Annotated in this window: 11 protein-coding genes; 4 read left to right on the top strand and 7 right to left on the bottom strand. The window is 44.0% G+C overall.

The window, feature by feature from the left end; all coding sequences use genetic code 11:
- Positions 1-25 precede the first annotated feature (25 nt).
- From CW740_RS09340 to CW740_RS09325, 4 genes are all read left to right on the top strand, one after another.
- A complete protein-coding gene (locus tag CW740_RS09340) occupies positions 26-1,033 on the top strand; it encodes a WD40/YVTN/BNR-like repeat-containing protein (RefSeq protein WP_106647246.1) in 1,008 nt (335 codons plus the stop codon).
- A 32-nt stretch (positions 1,034-1,065) separates the two neighbouring features.
- Positions 1,066-3,441, top strand: a complete 2,376-nt coding sequence (locus CW740_RS09335; RefSeq protein ID WP_106647245.1) for an efflux RND transporter permease subunit — start codon at positions 1,066-1,068, stop codon at positions 3,439-3,441.
- A 113-nt stretch (positions 3,442-3,554) separates the two neighbouring features.
- Complete coding sequence (locus CW740_RS09330) at positions 3,555-8,393, top strand: NAD-glutamate dehydrogenase (protein ID WP_106647244.1); 4,839 nt, start codon at positions 3,555-3,557, stop codon at positions 8,391-8,393.
- Between the two features lie 182 nt (positions 8,394-8,575).
- A complete protein-coding gene (locus tag CW740_RS09325) occupies positions 8,576-8,818 on the top strand; it encodes a hypothetical protein (protein WP_106647243.1) in 243 nt (80 codons plus the stop codon).
- Between the two features lie 29 nt (positions 8,819-8,847).
- On the opposite strand, the gene CW740_RS09320 is transcribed toward CW740_RS09325, so the two are convergent.
- The 7 genes from CW740_RS09320 to CW740_RS09290 all read right to left on the bottom strand — a co-directional run bounded on the left by CW740_RS09320 (position 8,848) and on the right by CW740_RS09290 (position 16,735).
- Positions 8,848-9,606: an SDR family NAD(P)-dependent oxidoreductase gene (locus CW740_RS09320; protein WP_106648131.1), complete on the bottom strand. Its 759-nt coding sequence runs from the start codon at positions 9,604-9,606 to the stop codon at positions 8,848-8,850.
- A 104-nt stretch (positions 9,607-9,710) separates the two neighbouring features.
- Positions 9,711-11,441, bottom strand: coding sequence for a BatD family protein (locus tag CW740_RS09315; protein WP_227523838.1), 1,731 nt, complete (start codon positions 11,439-11,441; stop codon positions 9,711-9,713).
- A gap of 26 nt (positions 11,442-11,467) precedes the next feature.
- On the bottom strand, positions 11,468-13,198 hold the full coding sequence (locus CW740_RS09310) for a VWA domain-containing protein (RefSeq protein ID WP_106647241.1): 1,731 nt from the start codon (positions 13,196-13,198) through the stop codon (positions 11,468-11,470).
- The gene (locus tag CW740_RS09305; RefSeq protein WP_106647240.1) at positions 13,191-14,231 is read right to left on the bottom strand and encodes a vWA domain-containing protein; all 1,041 of its coding nucleotides are present in this window, start codon (positions 14,229-14,231) and stop codon (positions 13,191-13,193) included. Before CW740_RS09305 ends, CW740_RS09310 begins: the two co-directional genes overlap by 8 nt.
- Entirely contained in the window at positions 14,224-14,766 is a 543-nt protein-coding gene (locus CW740_RS09300; protein ID WP_106647239.1) for a DUF4381 domain-containing protein, read from the bottom strand. The genes CW740_RS09305 and CW740_RS09300 overlap by 8 nt, the downstream gene beginning before the upstream one ends.
- Before the next feature lie 2 nt (positions 14,767-14,768).
- Complete coding sequence (locus tag CW740_RS09295; RefSeq protein ID WP_106647238.1) at positions 14,769-15,761, bottom strand: DUF58 domain-containing protein; 993 nt, start codon at positions 15,759-15,761, stop codon at positions 14,769-14,771.
- A 14-nt stretch (positions 15,762-15,775) separates the two neighbouring features.
- Positions 15,776-16,735, bottom strand: coding sequence for an AAA family ATPase (locus CW740_RS09290; protein ID WP_106647237.1), 960 nt, complete (start codon positions 16,733-16,735; stop codon positions 15,776-15,778).
- Between the last annotated feature and the right edge of the window lie 211 nt (positions 16,736-16,946).

The raw sequence follows: 16,946 nt of genomic DNA, 5'->3' as shown, positions 1-16,946 counted from the left end.
TAATAACCAGAGAATACTGTTCTGTATGAAAGCAATCATTAAGTATGCATTTCCTTTGGTGCTATTGTTCACCGGAATACAGGTTTCCTCGAGTGCAGAAACCGAACCTGCCTTAATCGCTGATAAAGCCGTAAAATCCTTGCTGTTAGATATTGAAATGTTAGAGTCAGGCCGATTGGTCACAGTCGGTGAGCGTGGACATATTCTGCTGTCTGATGATCAGGGGATTGAATGGCGCCAAGTTCCTGTACCGACACGGGAACAACTAACTGCAGTTGACTTTCTGGATGACAAGCGCGGCATAGCGGTCGGTTTCAGCCAGACTATTCTAATGACAAATGACGGTGGGGAGAGCTGGCAATTGACTCATAATGAAGAATCATTTGAGCAGCCTGCGTTATTTGATGTTCAATTTATCACCAACGAAAAAATTGTTGCGGTCGGTTCATATGGTTTATACCTGGAGTCGAATGATGGTGGTGAAAACTGGGAGTCGCGTGAAATAGAAGGGCTGGCAGATTACTACGGATTTTTCAGTCATTTTTATTCAATACAAAAAATTACTGATGATTACTGGGTGATGGCTGGTGAGAAGTTTATTGACGGTGTTGATGAAGATGGTTTTGAAACCAGTTCGGCATTAGCTGCTGAAACACGAGATGGTGGTGAAACCTGGCAAAAATTACCTACCCCTTATGACGGCTCATTTTTTGGCATTGAGGTAGATGATAAAGGTTATCTGTATGTCTATGGTCTAAGAGGTAACTTATATATCTCCAAGGACGCAGGGCAGTCGTGGCAGGGACAGTTTCTAAGTACCGCATCTGGTTTTCATGATATGGCTATATTAGATGAGAATCGTTGGGTATTAGTTGGAACGGGTGGCGCATTGGTTTACAAAACACTGACTTCAACCGATATCAAAAAGCGTAAAGACTTAAAAGGCCGTGCAGCAGTTGTGGCGGTAGATGAAGATACATTAGTTGTAGTGGGTGATGGCGGCATTGAACGCTTGAACCTTTCACAACAATAATTCGCCAAAGTATTCTTTAAAGGTTATATAGAATGACAAAGAATAAATTAGAATCAATCGTCTCAAAGGTCTTTTTCTCGAAAAGAGCTCTGTGGATAGCCCTCTTTGCAGTATTTACGGCCGTAATGGTCTACTTTGTGACTCAACTGCGTGTGGATGCGAGTTTTGAGAAGAATATTCCACTGAAGCATGAATATATGCAGACCTACATTGAGTATCAGGATCAGTTTGGTGGCGCTAACAGAGTGTTGGTTGCCCTTGAAGATACTAGTGGTAATATTTTTAACGCGACTTTCTTCGAAGCGTTAAAAGAAACAACCAATCGAGTGGCGGGTATAGCAGGGGTTAATCAGCCTCAGGTAGAATCTTTATTTACGCCTAACACCCGTTATATTGAGGCCAGTGAACAAGGTCTTGAAGGTGGTCCAGTTATTCCTGCGCGCTTCGACGGCTCGGATAGAGCATTAAAGCAGGTTGAAGAGAATATTCTCAAGGCTGGTATTGTTGGACGTCTGGTGTCAAACGAATTTGAGTCAGCAATGGTCTCTGCTCAATTACTCTCAGAGTACAACCCGACGGATGTTGAAGTTACTGGTGAAAATGGCGAGCAAATGGTGCAGACCGACTTCGTACGTGTCGCCCATGATCTTGAACAGATTAGAACTGACATCGAAGAAAAGTACCCAAATGTAGAAGTCCATATTATTGGTTTCTCTAAAATGATTGGTGATGTCAGTGATGCAGCAGGTGGAGTAATTGTCTTCTTCTTGATTGCATTGGCTATTACTGCCCTACTTGTATATTGGTACTCTCGTTCCATTAAGCTAACTGCATTACCAATTTTTACTTCCATTATTGCAGTTGTCTGGCAGCTCGGATTATTGACTGCGCTTGGTTATGGCATTGACCCAATGTCAATCCTGGTGCCGTTCTTGATTTTCGCCATTGGCGTCAGTCATGGCGTACAGATGATCAATGGTGTTCAGCATAACGTTGCCCATGGCATGAAAACCTATAATGCAGCAATAGCAGCCTGTGCAGCTTTGATTGTACCGGGTGGCATCGCATTGCTGAGTGATACTGTAGGTTTCCTGACTTTACAACTGATTGAAATTGATATCATTCGTGAGTTGGCGGTTACTGCCAGTATTGGTGTTGCCGTTCTGATTCTGACCAACTTATTGCTACTGCCACTATTACTTTCTTATACCCATTTCTCAGACAAGTTCGTTCAAGGTGTACGAGATCGTGAGCATGCCCGTGAGAAGTGGTGGAAGAAAATTGCTGGTTTTGCCCGTAAGCCTGCATCGACGATTATCATCGTTGTAAGTCTTTTATTGGGTATTATCGGTTACTGGCAGTCGCTTAACATGAAAGTCGGAGATCTCCAGGCTGGTGCACCTGCATTGAGACAGGATTCCACGTATAACCTTGATAACAAATATATTACTGATACCTATGCAATTGGTACTGATGTAATTTATGTGTTGGCAAAAACTAAATCTGATGGCTGTACCTATTATGACATCATGAATAACATTGATCAGTTCCAGTGGGAGATGAACAATGTAAAAGGAGTTCAATCAACTATCAGCCTCCCTCAGGTTGCCAAAGTTGTTAATGGAATGCTGAGTGAAGGCAATCTCAAGTGGAAAATGTTACCTAAGGATGAAGCTGTTCTGGTTCAGTCCATTAGCCGTGTAGAGACCAGTACAGGCCTACTGAACTCTGACTGTAGCGTCATGCCGGTAATGATTTTCCTTGATGATCATAAAGCAGAAACCATCGAGCGACTGGTTTCAGCCGTTAAAGATTTCCGTGCCAATAAAGCGCACGAGGAAGTTGAATACCTGCTGGCAACTGGCCCAGTCGGCGTTATGGCTGCCACTAATGAGGCAGTTTCAGAAGCACAAATCCCGATGATGCTGTGGGTTTATTTGGCAGTGACGCTCCTTTGTTTGATTAGCTTCCGTTCGGTGCGTGGCACAATCTGTGTGATTTTGCCTCTGGTGGTGGTATCCTTCCTGGCGCAGGCACTTATGAGCTGGTTACACATTGGTCTAACCGTAGCAACATTGCCAGTAATTGCACTAGGTGTTGGTATCGGTGTTGACTATGGCATTTACATATTCTCAAGAATGGTTGGCTTTATCCGTTCCGGTATGAGTGTGGCGGATGCCTATTATGAAACGCTCAAGTTAACCGGTAATGCGGTACTCTTTACTGGCTTGACTCTTGCAATCGGTGTTAGCACCTGGTTGATGTCGGCACTGCAATTCCAAGCAGATATGGGGATTATGCTGACCTTTATGTTCCTGGTGAACATGTTAGGTGCAATCATCCTGCTACCTTCCTCTATCGTCGCTGATAAAAAATTAGTATTCGCGCTAACAGCGCGTACCAGTTAGAAATAATGGCATCTAAAGTGAAATTTAGGTGCCATTTTGCTTTCAAATGGCCTAGAATTGACACAATTTATTTTTGATTTTCTTCACCCAATTAAGCGGTTTTGGAAAGGACAATGGTCGGTTCAAACACTTCTTCCAAGTTGCTAAATGATGTTAAGCAACTAATCGAACAAAAAGCATCAAAACGTCAATCTGAGCTCGTTAAACAATTCGCTGAAATCATCTACAGCAGTGTTGCTGAAGATGAATTTATCGAGCGTAGTCCTGAGCAAATCTTTAATTCAATATTCAGCCTGTGGCAGTTTATTCAAGATTTTGATGGGACTTGCAAGTTACGTGTGCATAACCCAACAAGCGACAAAAATGGCTGGAAAAATAAGCATACCATTATTGAGTTAAATCATGCGGATATGCCATTCCTGGTTGACTCAATTCGCATGGAGCTTAATCGTCATGGAATTGATGTGCATTTACACATCCATGTTCCCATACAGGTTGCTCGTGATAAAAATGGCAAGGTTAAATCTGTCAATTTATGTGTCGATGATGAGTGCGAAAAGAACAAGAACATTGAAACGCCAATGTATATTGAAATTGACAAGCAGCTCGACGAAGACACCATTAAGCAGATAGAAGCTGATTTGTTGCGTATTTTAGGCGACGTTAGAGCAACAGTACGTGACTGGCATCCGATGCGCGATAAGCTTGCCAGTATCATTAATGAGCTTGAATCGACTCCACCGCCTTTGCGTAAAGATAGAATAGAAGAGGCACTTGATTTCCTTCGCTGGGTAAAAGCTAATCACTTCGTATTCATGGGCTCCCTCACTTATGATTTGAAAAAATCAAAAGATGATTTGTTATTAAAACCGGTTAAAGGCAGTGGACTTGGTACTTTAGCGGAACCTGCCAAACAAAAAGCCTACAGTTTATCGGAGTCACCAAAAGGTGCTCAGAAGCTGGCACTATCTAATGAACATATATTAGTCCTTACTAAAACCAGCACGGTCTCTTCAGTACACCGTCCGAGCCATATTGATTACATCGGTGTTAAGCGCTTTAACAAAGACGGAGAAGTTATTGGCGAATATCGCTTCTTCGGCCTCTTTACTTCTGCAGCCTATAACATGGATCCGCAGTTTATTCCTGTGCTGCGTAAGAAGATTCATAACGTTCTAGCTGAGTCAGGGCTTAAGCAGGGCGGTCATGACTATAAAGCTTTGAAGAATATTCTGGAAACTTACCCAAGAGATGAGCTATTCCAGATCCCTACTTTGAAGTTGTTGAATGTTGCGATGGGTATCCTGCACATTCAGGAGCGCCGCCAGGTTAGAGCCTTTGTACGTCGCGATCCATTTGGCCGTTATTTCTCGGTGCTTTGCTTTGTTCCTAGAGACACCTACAACACCAAGGTTCGTTTGCGTATGACAGAGATTCTGTCAGAAACTTTTGGTAGTAAGGGTGAAATTGAATTTAATACTCACTTCTCAGAATCAAATCTAGTGCGCACTCATTTCCGTGTGCCTGTAGAAAATGCTGAAGCGATTGACTACGACCTAACAAAGCTGCAGGCAGATTTACAGGAAGCAGCCTTAAGTTGGGAAGATGTTCTAGTTGATACAATTGCGCATCTTTATGAACCAGCTGAGGCGACCAAGTTACAGAAAAAATATGCTAATGCCTTCTCACCTGGTTATCAGAATCAGCAGAGTGTGTTGTCAGCCATCGCGGATATTAAGCATATTGAGCGTCTAAGCGAAGAGCGCCCATTTGATATGCTGCTTTACAAAAAGCAGATTGAGGGTGGTCTATTACGCTTTAAATTATTTAATCGTGAGCAACCTATACCACTTTCAGAGGTCTTGCCTCTGCTAGAAAATATGGGGCTGACCGTAATTGATGAAACACCTTATAAAATATCGTCCGAAGCGCTTGGAACCATGTGGATTATGGATTTCAGTGTGCGTTATGACAATGATATTGATGTTGACTCAGTGCGTGATAAGTTCCAGGAAGCATTCGCCAAGGCCTGGACAAATCAGGCGGAAAAAGATGGCTTCAATCGTTTAATCATTGCAACTGGCCTGGATTGGCGTCAGGTTGCCATGCTTCGTGCGTATGCCAAGTATATGTGGCAGATTGGCTTCACCTTCAGCCAGACCTATATCGAACAGACATTGTCTCAATATTCTGAGATTGCTCATGGCCTGGTTGAATTATTCGAACACCGATTTAACCCTCAGCAAGAGTTTAATGAGCGCAAGTACAATGCTCTAAAACGTGATCTAAAGAAGAAATTCGAGCAGGTCAGTAATCTTGATCAGGACAAAATCGTCAATAAATATTTGCAAGTCATTGACGCAACATTGCGCACCAATTTTTATCAGAAAGCCGAAGATGGCAAAGATAAGAGCTATATTTCCTTCAAGTTAAAGCCATCTATGATTACCGGTATTCCAAAACCGGTTCCAATGTTTGAGATATTTGTTTATTCACCACGTGTTGAGGGTGTTCACTTGCGTGGTGGTAAAGTAGCTCGTGGTGGTTTGCGCTGGTCAGATCGACGTGAAGACTTCCGTACTGAGGTCTTGGGTCTGGTTAAAGCTCAGCAGGTGAAAAACTCTGTAATTGTCCCGGTAGGTGCTAAAGGTGGTTTTGTCTGTAAGCAATTGCCAACTACGGGTGGTCGTGATGCATTCTTTGCCGAAGGCGTAGAGTGTTATAAAACCTTTATTCGTGCATTGTTGGATATTACTGATAATTACGTGGCTGATAAGCTGGTTCATCCTAACGATGTTGTGATTCACGATGAGCCTGATCCGTATTTGGTTGTTGCAGCAGATAAAGGTACTGCAACTTTCTCGGATATCGCCAACGGCATTTCGCTAGAGTATGGTCATTGGTTAGGTGATGCCTTTGCTTCTGGTGGTAGCAATGGCTACGACCATAAAGCGATGGGTATTACTGCGAAAGGTGCCTGGGAGTCGGTCAAACGTCACTTCCGCGAAATGGGTATTAATTGCCAGAGCGAAGACTTTACGGTTGTGGGCTGTGGTGACATGTCCGGTGACGTATTTGGTAACGGTATGTTGCTGTCAAAGCACATCCGCCTGCAAGTTGCCTTCAACCATATGCATATATTCGTCGATCCAAATCCGGATTCGGCTGCTTCCTATAAAGAACGTGAGCGTTTGTTTAACTTGCCGCGTTCTGGCTGGAATGATTACAACGCATCATTAATTTCTAAAGGCGGTGGCGTATTTGAACGTAGTGCCAAGTCCATTACTTTAACGCCTGAAATTCAGGAAATGTTGGGCGTTAAGGCAAAATCGCTATCACCGAATGAATTTATCAATGCAGCCTTGAAAATGAAGGTTGATCTATTCTGGAATGGCGGTATTGGTACTTACGTTAAATCCTCTAAAGAAACTCACGCTGACGTGGGTGACCGCGCAAATGATAGTGTTCGTGTTAATGGTAATGAGGTAAAAGCTCGCGTCATAGGTGAGGGCGGTAACTTGGGCTGTACCCAGCTGGGTCGAATTGAGTATATGCTCAATGGCGGCCGTGCCAACACAGATTTTATTGATAATGCTGGTGGCGTGAACTGTTCAGACAATGAGGTCAACATTAAGATCTTGCTGAATGGCATCATGGCTGAGCACAATATGACCGAAAAGCAGCGTAATACGCTGTTGGCTAAAATGACTGATGAAGTTTCGCAAATTGTTATCGAAGATAACTATCGCCAAATCCAGTCTATCAGTATTACCGAGTCGCGTGCGCCGAGTATGGTTAAGGAGCATATGCGCTTTATCCATGGTCTGGAAAAAGATGTTCAGCTTGATCGTGAGCTTGAATATCTGCCAACCGATGAAGAAATGCTCGAGCGTGAATCCAAAGGGCAGGGTTTAACCCGCGCCGAGCTATCAGTGCTATTAGCTTATGGCAAAATGCAGCTTAAGGATTCATTACGAATTCCTGAAGTCACAGAAGAAAAATATTTTGAGCGCTATCTGGTCGAATATTTCCCGAAACCATTACGTGCCAAATACTCTGAAGTGATGGCCAAGCACCCACTACGCGATGAAATTATAGCGATGAGTGTGGCTAATGAAATGGTCAACCTGATGGGAACTAACTTTGCATTCCGAGTGATTGATGAGGTTGGTGCTAATATTGGCGAAGTGGCGCAATGTTATGCCATGGCCAAAGAAACTTTTGGTATGCAAGGACTCTGGGATAGTATCGAAGAGCTGGATAATAAAGTCCCGGCTAATGTACAGATTCAGATGATGTTCCAGGCGCGTCGTATTGTACGCCGTGCTACTCGCTGGTTCGTGCGTAATCGTCGCAAGGATCAGTCCATTGCTGAAGTCGTCAGTTATTTCCGTGATGGCGTGGTTGAATTGCAACGCAATGTTCATAAAACATTGGAAGCAAAAGAAGCTCAGGGCATTGAGAAAGATGCACAGCAATTGATTGCGCAGGGTGTACCAGAGAAGCTAGCTCGCCAGGTTTCATTGCTGAGCACTATGTTCTCAGCAATGGATATCATTGAGCTGGCCAAACAGTATGATCTGCCAATTCTGTTGGTAGCAGAGGTTTACTACAAACTGGGTGCGGAAATTAACCTCCATTGGTTCCTGACTCAAATCATCGCACAACCTGTTCTCAATCATTGGCAGGCATTTGCTCGTGCCGCATTCCGCGAAGAGCTGGATTACCAGCAACGAAACTTGATTGAAGCGGTATTGCCTTTGACCAATAAGTACAAGTCAGCAGATACACGGATCAAGCACTTCCTGGCCGATCATGATGATTTGCTATCACGTTGGCGTGAAATGGTTACTGACTTCAGACAAACCAGTACCCATGAGTTCTCCAAGTTCTCAGTGGCGCTACGAGAGTTGCAGATTCTGGTGCAACGCAGTCATCGTCTGATAAAGTGATAATTATAATATAAACCTTAAAATACCCAGCTCGGCTGGGTATTTTTTTACTCTGATTAGGAGTAATATCGTATTTCAATAAGTTAAGAGAGTCATTGCCATAATTCGCCATAATTGGATCATATGGCTTTCAGAATTGGGTGCTGTAATGGAATCGTCAAATAAACAAAGAGGAAAAAGCCATGTGTACATTAGTATTATCAGAAGAGCTTAAAGAACCAGCCCGTTTTGCCAAGGAATTTGAGGCCTTTTGGAATTATCAGTCAAAAGACAAAGAGACATATATTAAGCAGGAACCTATTGATCAGCAGGAAATCAATGATGTGCTGAAAGAGAAAGCTCAGCTTGACGATAGCTTAGTAATTGCTGAAAGACGTCAGGACAGAAGTTTTCTGGATATGGTGAAGTATCAGCACCAGCCATGATGGTTGCTTTGCTGGTGCTGATTCTAGCATTACTGTAGTCGCGCCGCTGCGTCCAGACGAATAGTTGAGCCGTTAAGGTATTGATTCTCAACAACTTGCTGCACGGTCAAAGCAAACTCTGAAGGCTTGCCAAAGCGAGAAGGGTTAGGGATGCCGGCAGCGATCTGTTCGCAGATTTCTGGAGTGATTTTTTCCATCATAGGAGTTTCAAATACACCAGGTGCGATTGCCATGACACGAACATTGATGCGGGCAAACTCTCGAGCTAATGGTAAAACCATGCCCACGATTGCTGATTTAGTCGCTGAATAAGCTGTTTGACCAATCTGACCTTCATAAGCTGCGATTGAAGCTGTATGAATAATGACACCACGTTCGCCATCTACTGGCTCATTGTTCTGCATATGGCGTGATGCAGCACGGGTCAGAAGGAAAGTACCGACTAGATTGATATTGACGACGTTCTGGAAGTATTCGGCTGGCATTGGCCCTTTTTTACTGTGAATAAGACCTGCGCCTAAAACACCTGCACAACCTACCGCAAGATTGATACCACCCATAAATTCAGCAGCTTTGTCGGCTGCTGACTCAACATCACTTTCATTGCTGATGTCTGTCTTGATGAATAGAGCGTTTTGACCAAGCTCGCTTGCTGCTTTTTGACCTTGTTCTTCATTGATATCTAACAATACGGCTTTGCCACCCTGTTCAATAATATTTTTTGCAGTGGCAAATCCTAAACCAGAAGCTCCGCCACTGATAATGGCTTTCGATTGATTGAGTTGCATAAATGTTATCTCATGACCAAAAGAAGGCATTGTAGCAACAGTCGACCGGAGTGCCAATGATGGCACTGAGCCGGTCAGTTAATTAGAGGAGAATGGAGTAACTGTTATGAATACAGTTTAGGTAATCCCTGTTCATCCTTATCCGAGGAGGGTTTTGGCAAATGTTGAAGTGCATTGGCCAGCTCTTGGCCTTGCCATGGGCGCTCACGACCTGGTGAATAAAGCGATGCCTGCAAGTGCTCCAGTTGATTTGCCAGTTCTGTATTCTTAGCCATTTGTTTAAGTTGGCCAAGGTTCTGAATATGGTTTAAATGTGGTTGACTGCGACACCACTGAAGCAGGAGTTGATGTGCGGTTTTGGCATCATTATTTTTACAGGCACGTTCAATGTCGCTTAGGCTGGCTTTGAAGTTCTGGTCAAGTTGGTTCGAAGAGGATGTCATGACATTGTTATCAGAGCCATATTGTTTGGGTTTAGTAAACCGCCAGAGTATAAGTGTGAGCAACCAAAGTGCGGCCAGAATGATGCTGATAATTTGCCAGATATTTAAAGTTTCCTCAGTGGTTTTCACATTGTCTGCCTGAGCAGCTCCAGTTTCGTTGATTTTCTGTTCATTGTTAGTTTTATTGGATATTACCGGTTGAGTAGATGCCTCTTGACTGGTTTGAGCTTGAGGTTTTACCTCGATTGTCATAGGTGGGAGTACCGCATAGTCCTGTTTGTCTGTCACTGTGTTCCACCAGGGTATACGAACTTCAGGTATGCTTACTTCGCCAGACTGACTGGGCACTATTGCTAATTTTTCTATATGATGACTGGTAACGCCAAGACGGTTAATCAGCTGTTGGAATTCGGGAGTATCCCGATAGATTTTGACGCCATCAACCTCAGGAAAAGTAATGTTAGGTAGTTGAGTTTGCAGCAGGCCTGTGCCTTTAATTTTGAACTCTAAGGTGGCAGGGGTGCCAACTTCAAAAGTTTGATTGGCTGGAAGCCAGTTAGCTTCCAGCTTCAAGTTGGTCGCTGGTAGCCATGGCTCTTCGGCTGAGACAGGCTTGGGTTTTACAGTAACCTTGTATTGTGGCGTGCTTAGCGAAATAGGCTTGGTGCGGCTAAGTCCCCATGGGTTCGACGACTGATTTTCATCCAGAATGGTTGCCGTGTATGTCATTGGTTCAATCAGTAGCTCGCCACTTTGCTGAGGGAATATGGCAAATTGACGTTCAACTACTCGATAACTGGTATTGCCCTGAACCATTTCAAAGGTTCTATCATCACCCAGTTGCTCAAGCACTGCTCCGGTTGCTTTTGGGAGCGTCAAACTTTCGTGGCGGGTAACCACCGAGCGATAAATTCGTACGGTCAGGATAAGTTGTTGCTGGACATAAACTTCTTCAAGATTAAGAGCCGCGCGAAGTTTAACTTTAGCTGGGCTGTTGTCCTCCTTGAGCTCATCTATTGCGGGTAAAATTCGAATGGTAAAAGAATCAGCAGTTTCACTGCCAAACTTTGTAGCAGGTACAGTATAGGTTCCAGCCTGTCTTGCCAGAAGTTTAACTTCCCAGCCCATTTCACTATGAAACTTACCATCAATCATGGTGCTATTGTTAAACTGTTGCAGGCTCAGTCGCTCCAGTTCTTCTGGTAAAAAATCAAGCGTCAGAGCATTGGCCAGGGTTGATGGACTTTGTACAACTATCTTGAGTCGAAAAGTTTCATTCTCGCGAATCTCTCCACGGTCCAGAAAATACTGAACCTTGGCTTCCAGGACTTGAGTGAAAAACAGCCCAATGATTAACAAGCCGTACATGGATATTTGTCTAAGTATTTGCATCGTACATAAACCCGTTCAGATTGTGATTACCATGTCTCATCAACATGTTGTTTATGACCACGTTCGCGATATTCCTGATACATTTTTCGACGTAGTAAACCGCCTGGATCATCTGGTAAGCGTTTCAACCACTGATCCAGTTCCTGATCCTTTTCCTCTTCTTTAAATTGTTGCTGCAACTCTTCTTCAGTCAACTCAGGCTTTTGTTGTTGTTGATCACTAGGCTGTTGCTGCTGCTCGCTGGATTCATCACTTTGAGAGTTCTGATCCTGTTGTTGCTCCTGCTGCTGATCATTTTGTTCTCGTTCGGATTGGGACTCATCCTGTTGTTGGCTTTGTTGATTTTCTTGCTGTTGTTGCTTTAACAGGTCTTCAACTATTTTCTTATTGTACAGGGCATCCTGGTGATCCGGATTGAGTTGTAACGCTTCTTTATAGCTCGATACCGCTGCCTCAAGTTCACCGGCCAGAGCCTGTGCATTGGCTTTATTATATAACTTGTCAGCAGGGGAGAGTTGCTGACCATTCTCAAAATTATTTTCTGCTATTTGATAGTCGCCATTGCGATAAGCAGCTACAGCCTTCCACTCAGGATCTTCGAATGTCTTATAAGCCTCTTGATACTGCTCCTCATTCAGAAGCTTTTTAGCCTGCTGATCCTTATTGAGGAAAAGACTTTCTAGCGGGTTGGCTTGAGCCTGAGGGCTCGCAAAACTGCCAACGCTAATTACAAGCACTATCGCGAACATTGAGCGGTGTTTGAAACCTAGTAATAAAATTGGCAGTACTAAAAATAATAACCAGAAGCCTGCATCTTCCCAGCGGTCTGCCATAATGTCCTGTTTTTCCAACCTTTCATCCACCGTTAACTGCGGGCGTTGCAGTAAAAGTTCTATGTCCTCATTACCGGCTGTCATAGGAGTGAGAGTTGCTCCGATATCATCTGCAAAATTTGCCAATTCATTGTAATTCAATTTAGGAATGACAATGTTGCCTTTGTTGTCTTTGACGAAGCCAGATCCATTCGACATCGGAATGGGTGCTCCTTCCGCGGTACCGATAGCAAGAATATTGAGGTCGTAGGAGGTTTTGCTAATTAGTTCTTTTATTCTTGACAACTCTTCCTCATCTCCGCCATCTGTAATCCAGATGATATCACCTTCACCAGCGGCACCATTGTCTAGCAGCTCTATCGCTTTTTCGATGCCTTTGTCAGGCTTACTGCCAACTAATGGCATAAGGTTGGTAGAGAGAACCTCAACCATGTTATCAATTGTATCGGTGTCGCTGGTTAAAGGGCTGAGTATGAATCCGTCACCAGCATAAACGACAAAGCCTGTTAGGCCGTCTTTAATAGCTTTTAAAATGTCGGTTAATTTGAACTTGGCTCGAGCCAGGCGACTGGGTTTGACATCTTGTGCATCCATTGAAGAAGACAAATCCAGGACTATCACTCGTGATGCCAAATTAGAAAAAACAGGTTGTGGCAGCTTCTTCCAGCTGGGCCCCGATAGGGCAATGACCAAAAGAATCCACATTGTGAGCAATAAGTTTTTTTGCCACTTAATACTTTTACCTAATTGCGAGTTTGGCATCATCCAGCCTAGCAGGTGCTGATCAATTAGTTTGGCCCAGCCGCTGGCTTGCTGACCTTTGGTTCTGTATAGCCACCACAATAGGATGACTGGAATCAGCAACAACCACGCCCAGGGGCGGATAAAATGGAGTTGCGTAATTTCAGGAAGAAAATCAAACATGAGTTTCCTCCGGTTTTGCTGGTGCTTGGCGAACTACAGCTGTTCTATTGACGCGCCAACTCACCATGGTACGGATGATTATGGATAACAATGAAACCAATAATGCTAGCGCCAGTGGAATATAAAATAGTGCCTTAATCGGGCGATAGCTTTGATAGTCATCTTCCACAGGCTCAAGCTCATCAATAATTTTATAAATCTGTTCCATCTCTTGAGTGTCACGCGCTCGGAAATAACGGCCACCGGTTTTCTCCGCTACGGCTATTAAGGTTTCTTCATCAAGTTCCAGTGATGGGTTGATGCGTCTATTACCGAAGAATCGATTTTTAACGATCATTTCGTCAGCACCGACACCAATGGTATAGATAGTAATTCCGGCGTGTTCAGCAAGCTCTGCTGCCTGGAGAGGGTTCAATACGCCCGTGTTGTTTTGCCCATCGGTTAATAAGATAAGAACACGATTATTAGCATCACGTTCACGAAGCCGCTTTACTGCAAGGCCTATCCCATCGCCTATTGCGGTTCGAGAAGAACCGGCAAGACCGATGGTGGTTTCATCCAGCATGATCTGTACTGTTTCCAGATCAAATGTCAGTGGTGTTTGCAGATAGGCCTGCTCACCGAAAAGGATCAGGCCAATTCGGTCACCTTTGCGACGAGCAATAAAGTCCGTCAATAATGCTTTAACGGCAACCAGCCGATCAACTTCTTTATTGTCTATCACCATATCTGGCATTTCCATTGAGCCAGAGATGTCAATGCTGAGCATCAAGTCGCGTCCTGTCGCTGGTAATTCCATAGCTTCGCCAACCCACTGGGGACGTGACAGCGCTCCGATTATTAAGGTCCAGAGCAGAAAGGTAAGCCAAGGGAATCGCTTACTTGATTTTCCTTCCTGTTCTTGAATACTGCGCCAATACAAAAAGAGTGGTGCTCTTAATGCTTGCTGTTTACGCTTGCGTTCACTCAGCCACCAGACAATTAAAGGTAAGGGTAGTAGCAGCCAGACCCAGGGCCAGACAAATTCAAACATCTTCTGGACCTCCTTGAGCTGGATTTGTTGCAGAAGGTTCAAGTGCTGGTAGCTGTTTAATGTCCGGCAGTTGTGCTAGCCATAAACTGGCTTCGTGTAGAAATTGATGCTGGTGAGACGAGTCAATGGTATCAGGGTTACGGTAGATTCCTTCTTCGAGTAACTTCAAACTCTGTTGGCTCCAGATGTCACTACCGGTCTGGTATAGCAAAGTAACCCAGTGCCGGTTATCCATAACCGCGACCTGCGATTTGGGGAAATAACATAGACTGGCGCGACGCATAATGTGATGCGTTTGCATCAGCCAGTCGTTATCGGTATTGCGCTTTACTTGATCGAGCTCTATTAAGGCATAGCGCGCAAAGCGTTGACGTCTTTTGCTGACAATTGCTTTTGCGATTAGCAGCACAATAACAGTAAGGATAATTGCAATGACGATCCACCAGCCAATTGCCAGTGGCCACCAGCTAACACCTTCTGGAAGATGAATATCCCGTAACTGTTCGAGTAATTGAGCTTGTTGTGGATTCGCCATAACTATCTCGACAGTGTTTTCTTCACTGAGGTTGAACGGTTGCGATAAGGATTGATAGCAAAATCGCTCAGTTCCTGTGCGGTGCTGTATTCAACAAAACTACACTGTGCCTCCTGGAATAACTGCTGGGTTTTAACCAGCTTTTCATGGAACATCTCCTGATACCGATTTTTAAAACCGGGCCTTGCTGAATTCAAAGCAATTGTTTTATCACCATCTGTAATCATAAACTCGCCAGCTACTGGAATCGACTGTTCAAGTGGATCTGTCATCATGACCGCATGAATATCGTTATGTTGAGCGAGGTGTATCAAGTCCTGCTTACAGGCATCAGATAAATTGCTGAAGTCACTGAATATATAGATCAAGCTTCCGCCTTTTACTAAATGACGTAAACGGGATAAAGCATCACGGAGTGAATTACTATTGATGGTAAAAGCTTCCTGCTCTCTGTAGACAGAGTTTAATCGATTGTTATGCAGTTCCAGCATGTGCTGTAAAAGACGTAAGCCATTTTGCCGACGATTTGATGGTTTTAACTCTACGTGTTCGGTTGCAGTGCTCAACAGAGCGCCAACTCGGTTACCCGAGTTATGAGCCGTCCAGAAAACTCTGGCAGCTTGCAAACAGGCGAGAGTGGATTTAAATCGCTTGGTTGAACCAAAAAACATGGAGTCCTGCAAATCCAGCAATAAGAAGACAGGTCTTTCTCTTTCTTCCTGAAAAATTTTGGTATGAACTTCACCAGTACGAGCTGTCACTTTCCAGTCAATTGTTCGAATATCATCACCGGGCTGATATTGCCTTACCTCTGAAAACTCCATGCCACGTCCTTTGTAGGGCGACAGATGTCCGCCAACCAGATGTGCTTTTGATTTTTTGTTGGGCAATGGAATGCTGTCACGCGCCCAATATTGACAGGCAATTAGCTGCTCTAGACTTAACTCGATAGAGTTTGAGCCTGCGTGCTGTGAGGTAATGGTTTTTTGTGTCATTAATGATTCAGCAATTATGGTGTTGGAACTTGCTTGATTAACTCATCAATAATGGCATCCGCAGTAACGCCTTCAGCTTCCGCCTGGTAGCTTAGGATGATGCGGTGACGCAAGATGTCAAATAATACCGTTTGCACATCCCCAGGCGTAACGTAATCACGATTGTTCAGCCACGCGTTCGCGCGAGCACAACGATCCAAAGCTATGGTGGCACGAGGGCTTGCGCCATACTCTATATAACTGGATATCGAACCACCAAGTTTTTCTGGCTGACGGGTACTGATTATCAACTGTACAAGATATTGCTCAATTTCAGGTGCCATATAAGTTGAGAGCACTTCTTTGCGAGCATCGAACAAATCCTGCTGGCTTAATGGATTTGCTGGAGTTGACTCACCAGTTAATGCTTCCTGACGATTCAGTGCCAGAATCTCTGCTTCTGCTTCAGCTTCAGGGTAGTCAACGATGACCTGCATCAGGAAACGATCCAGCTGTGCTTCTGGAAGAGGATAGGTTCCTTCCTGTTCAATCGGGTTTTGAGTCGCCATTACCAGGAATAGCTGAGGCAATGGAAAACTATGACTGCCCACGGTAATTTGTCGCTCTGCCATGGCTTCTAATAAAGCTGACTGGACCTTTGCAGGAGCACGGTTAATCTCATCCGCCAGAATCATATTATGGAATAGTGGGCCTTTCTGAAAGTGGAAGCTGCCATCTTGCGGTCGATAGATTTCAGTTCCCGTTAGATCCGCCGGTAGTAAGTCCGGGGTAAACTGGATACGGTGAAAATTACCTTCAACGGCAGTAGACAGTTCTTTGATGGCGCGAGTTTTTGCAAGACCTGGCGCTCCTTCGACTAGCAAATGACCATCTGCCAGCAGGGCAATTAGCATTTTGTGTACTAAATCATGCTGACCAATTATTCGTGACTTAAGGAATTGTTCTAATTCAATAAATTGTTGTTTGATACTCATATAATGGGGTATCCAATTGTGGTAATGCTTTGTAAGCCGAACTGATGAATAGTTCAATGTATTAAAAAAGCTCCCTGAGTTGTATCAAAAATCACTTTAAAAATGCAACTAATTGTTTCTTAGGGACAAACTCCTGCTATGAAAAGTACGAGTAACCCAAGCCATTCAAACGTTTGTTTGAAAACTTGAGTCGTTCAGGTACAATCGAAGG

The organism is Kangiella profundi, assembly GCF_002838765.1.
In the GTDB taxonomy this organism is placed as follows: Bacteria; Pseudomonadota; Gammaproteobacteria; order Enterobacterales; family Kangiellaceae; genus Kangiella; species Kangiella profundi.
Note: the sequence above shows the minus strand (reverse complement) of the source record. Positions and strands in the feature narration are given on the sequence as shown.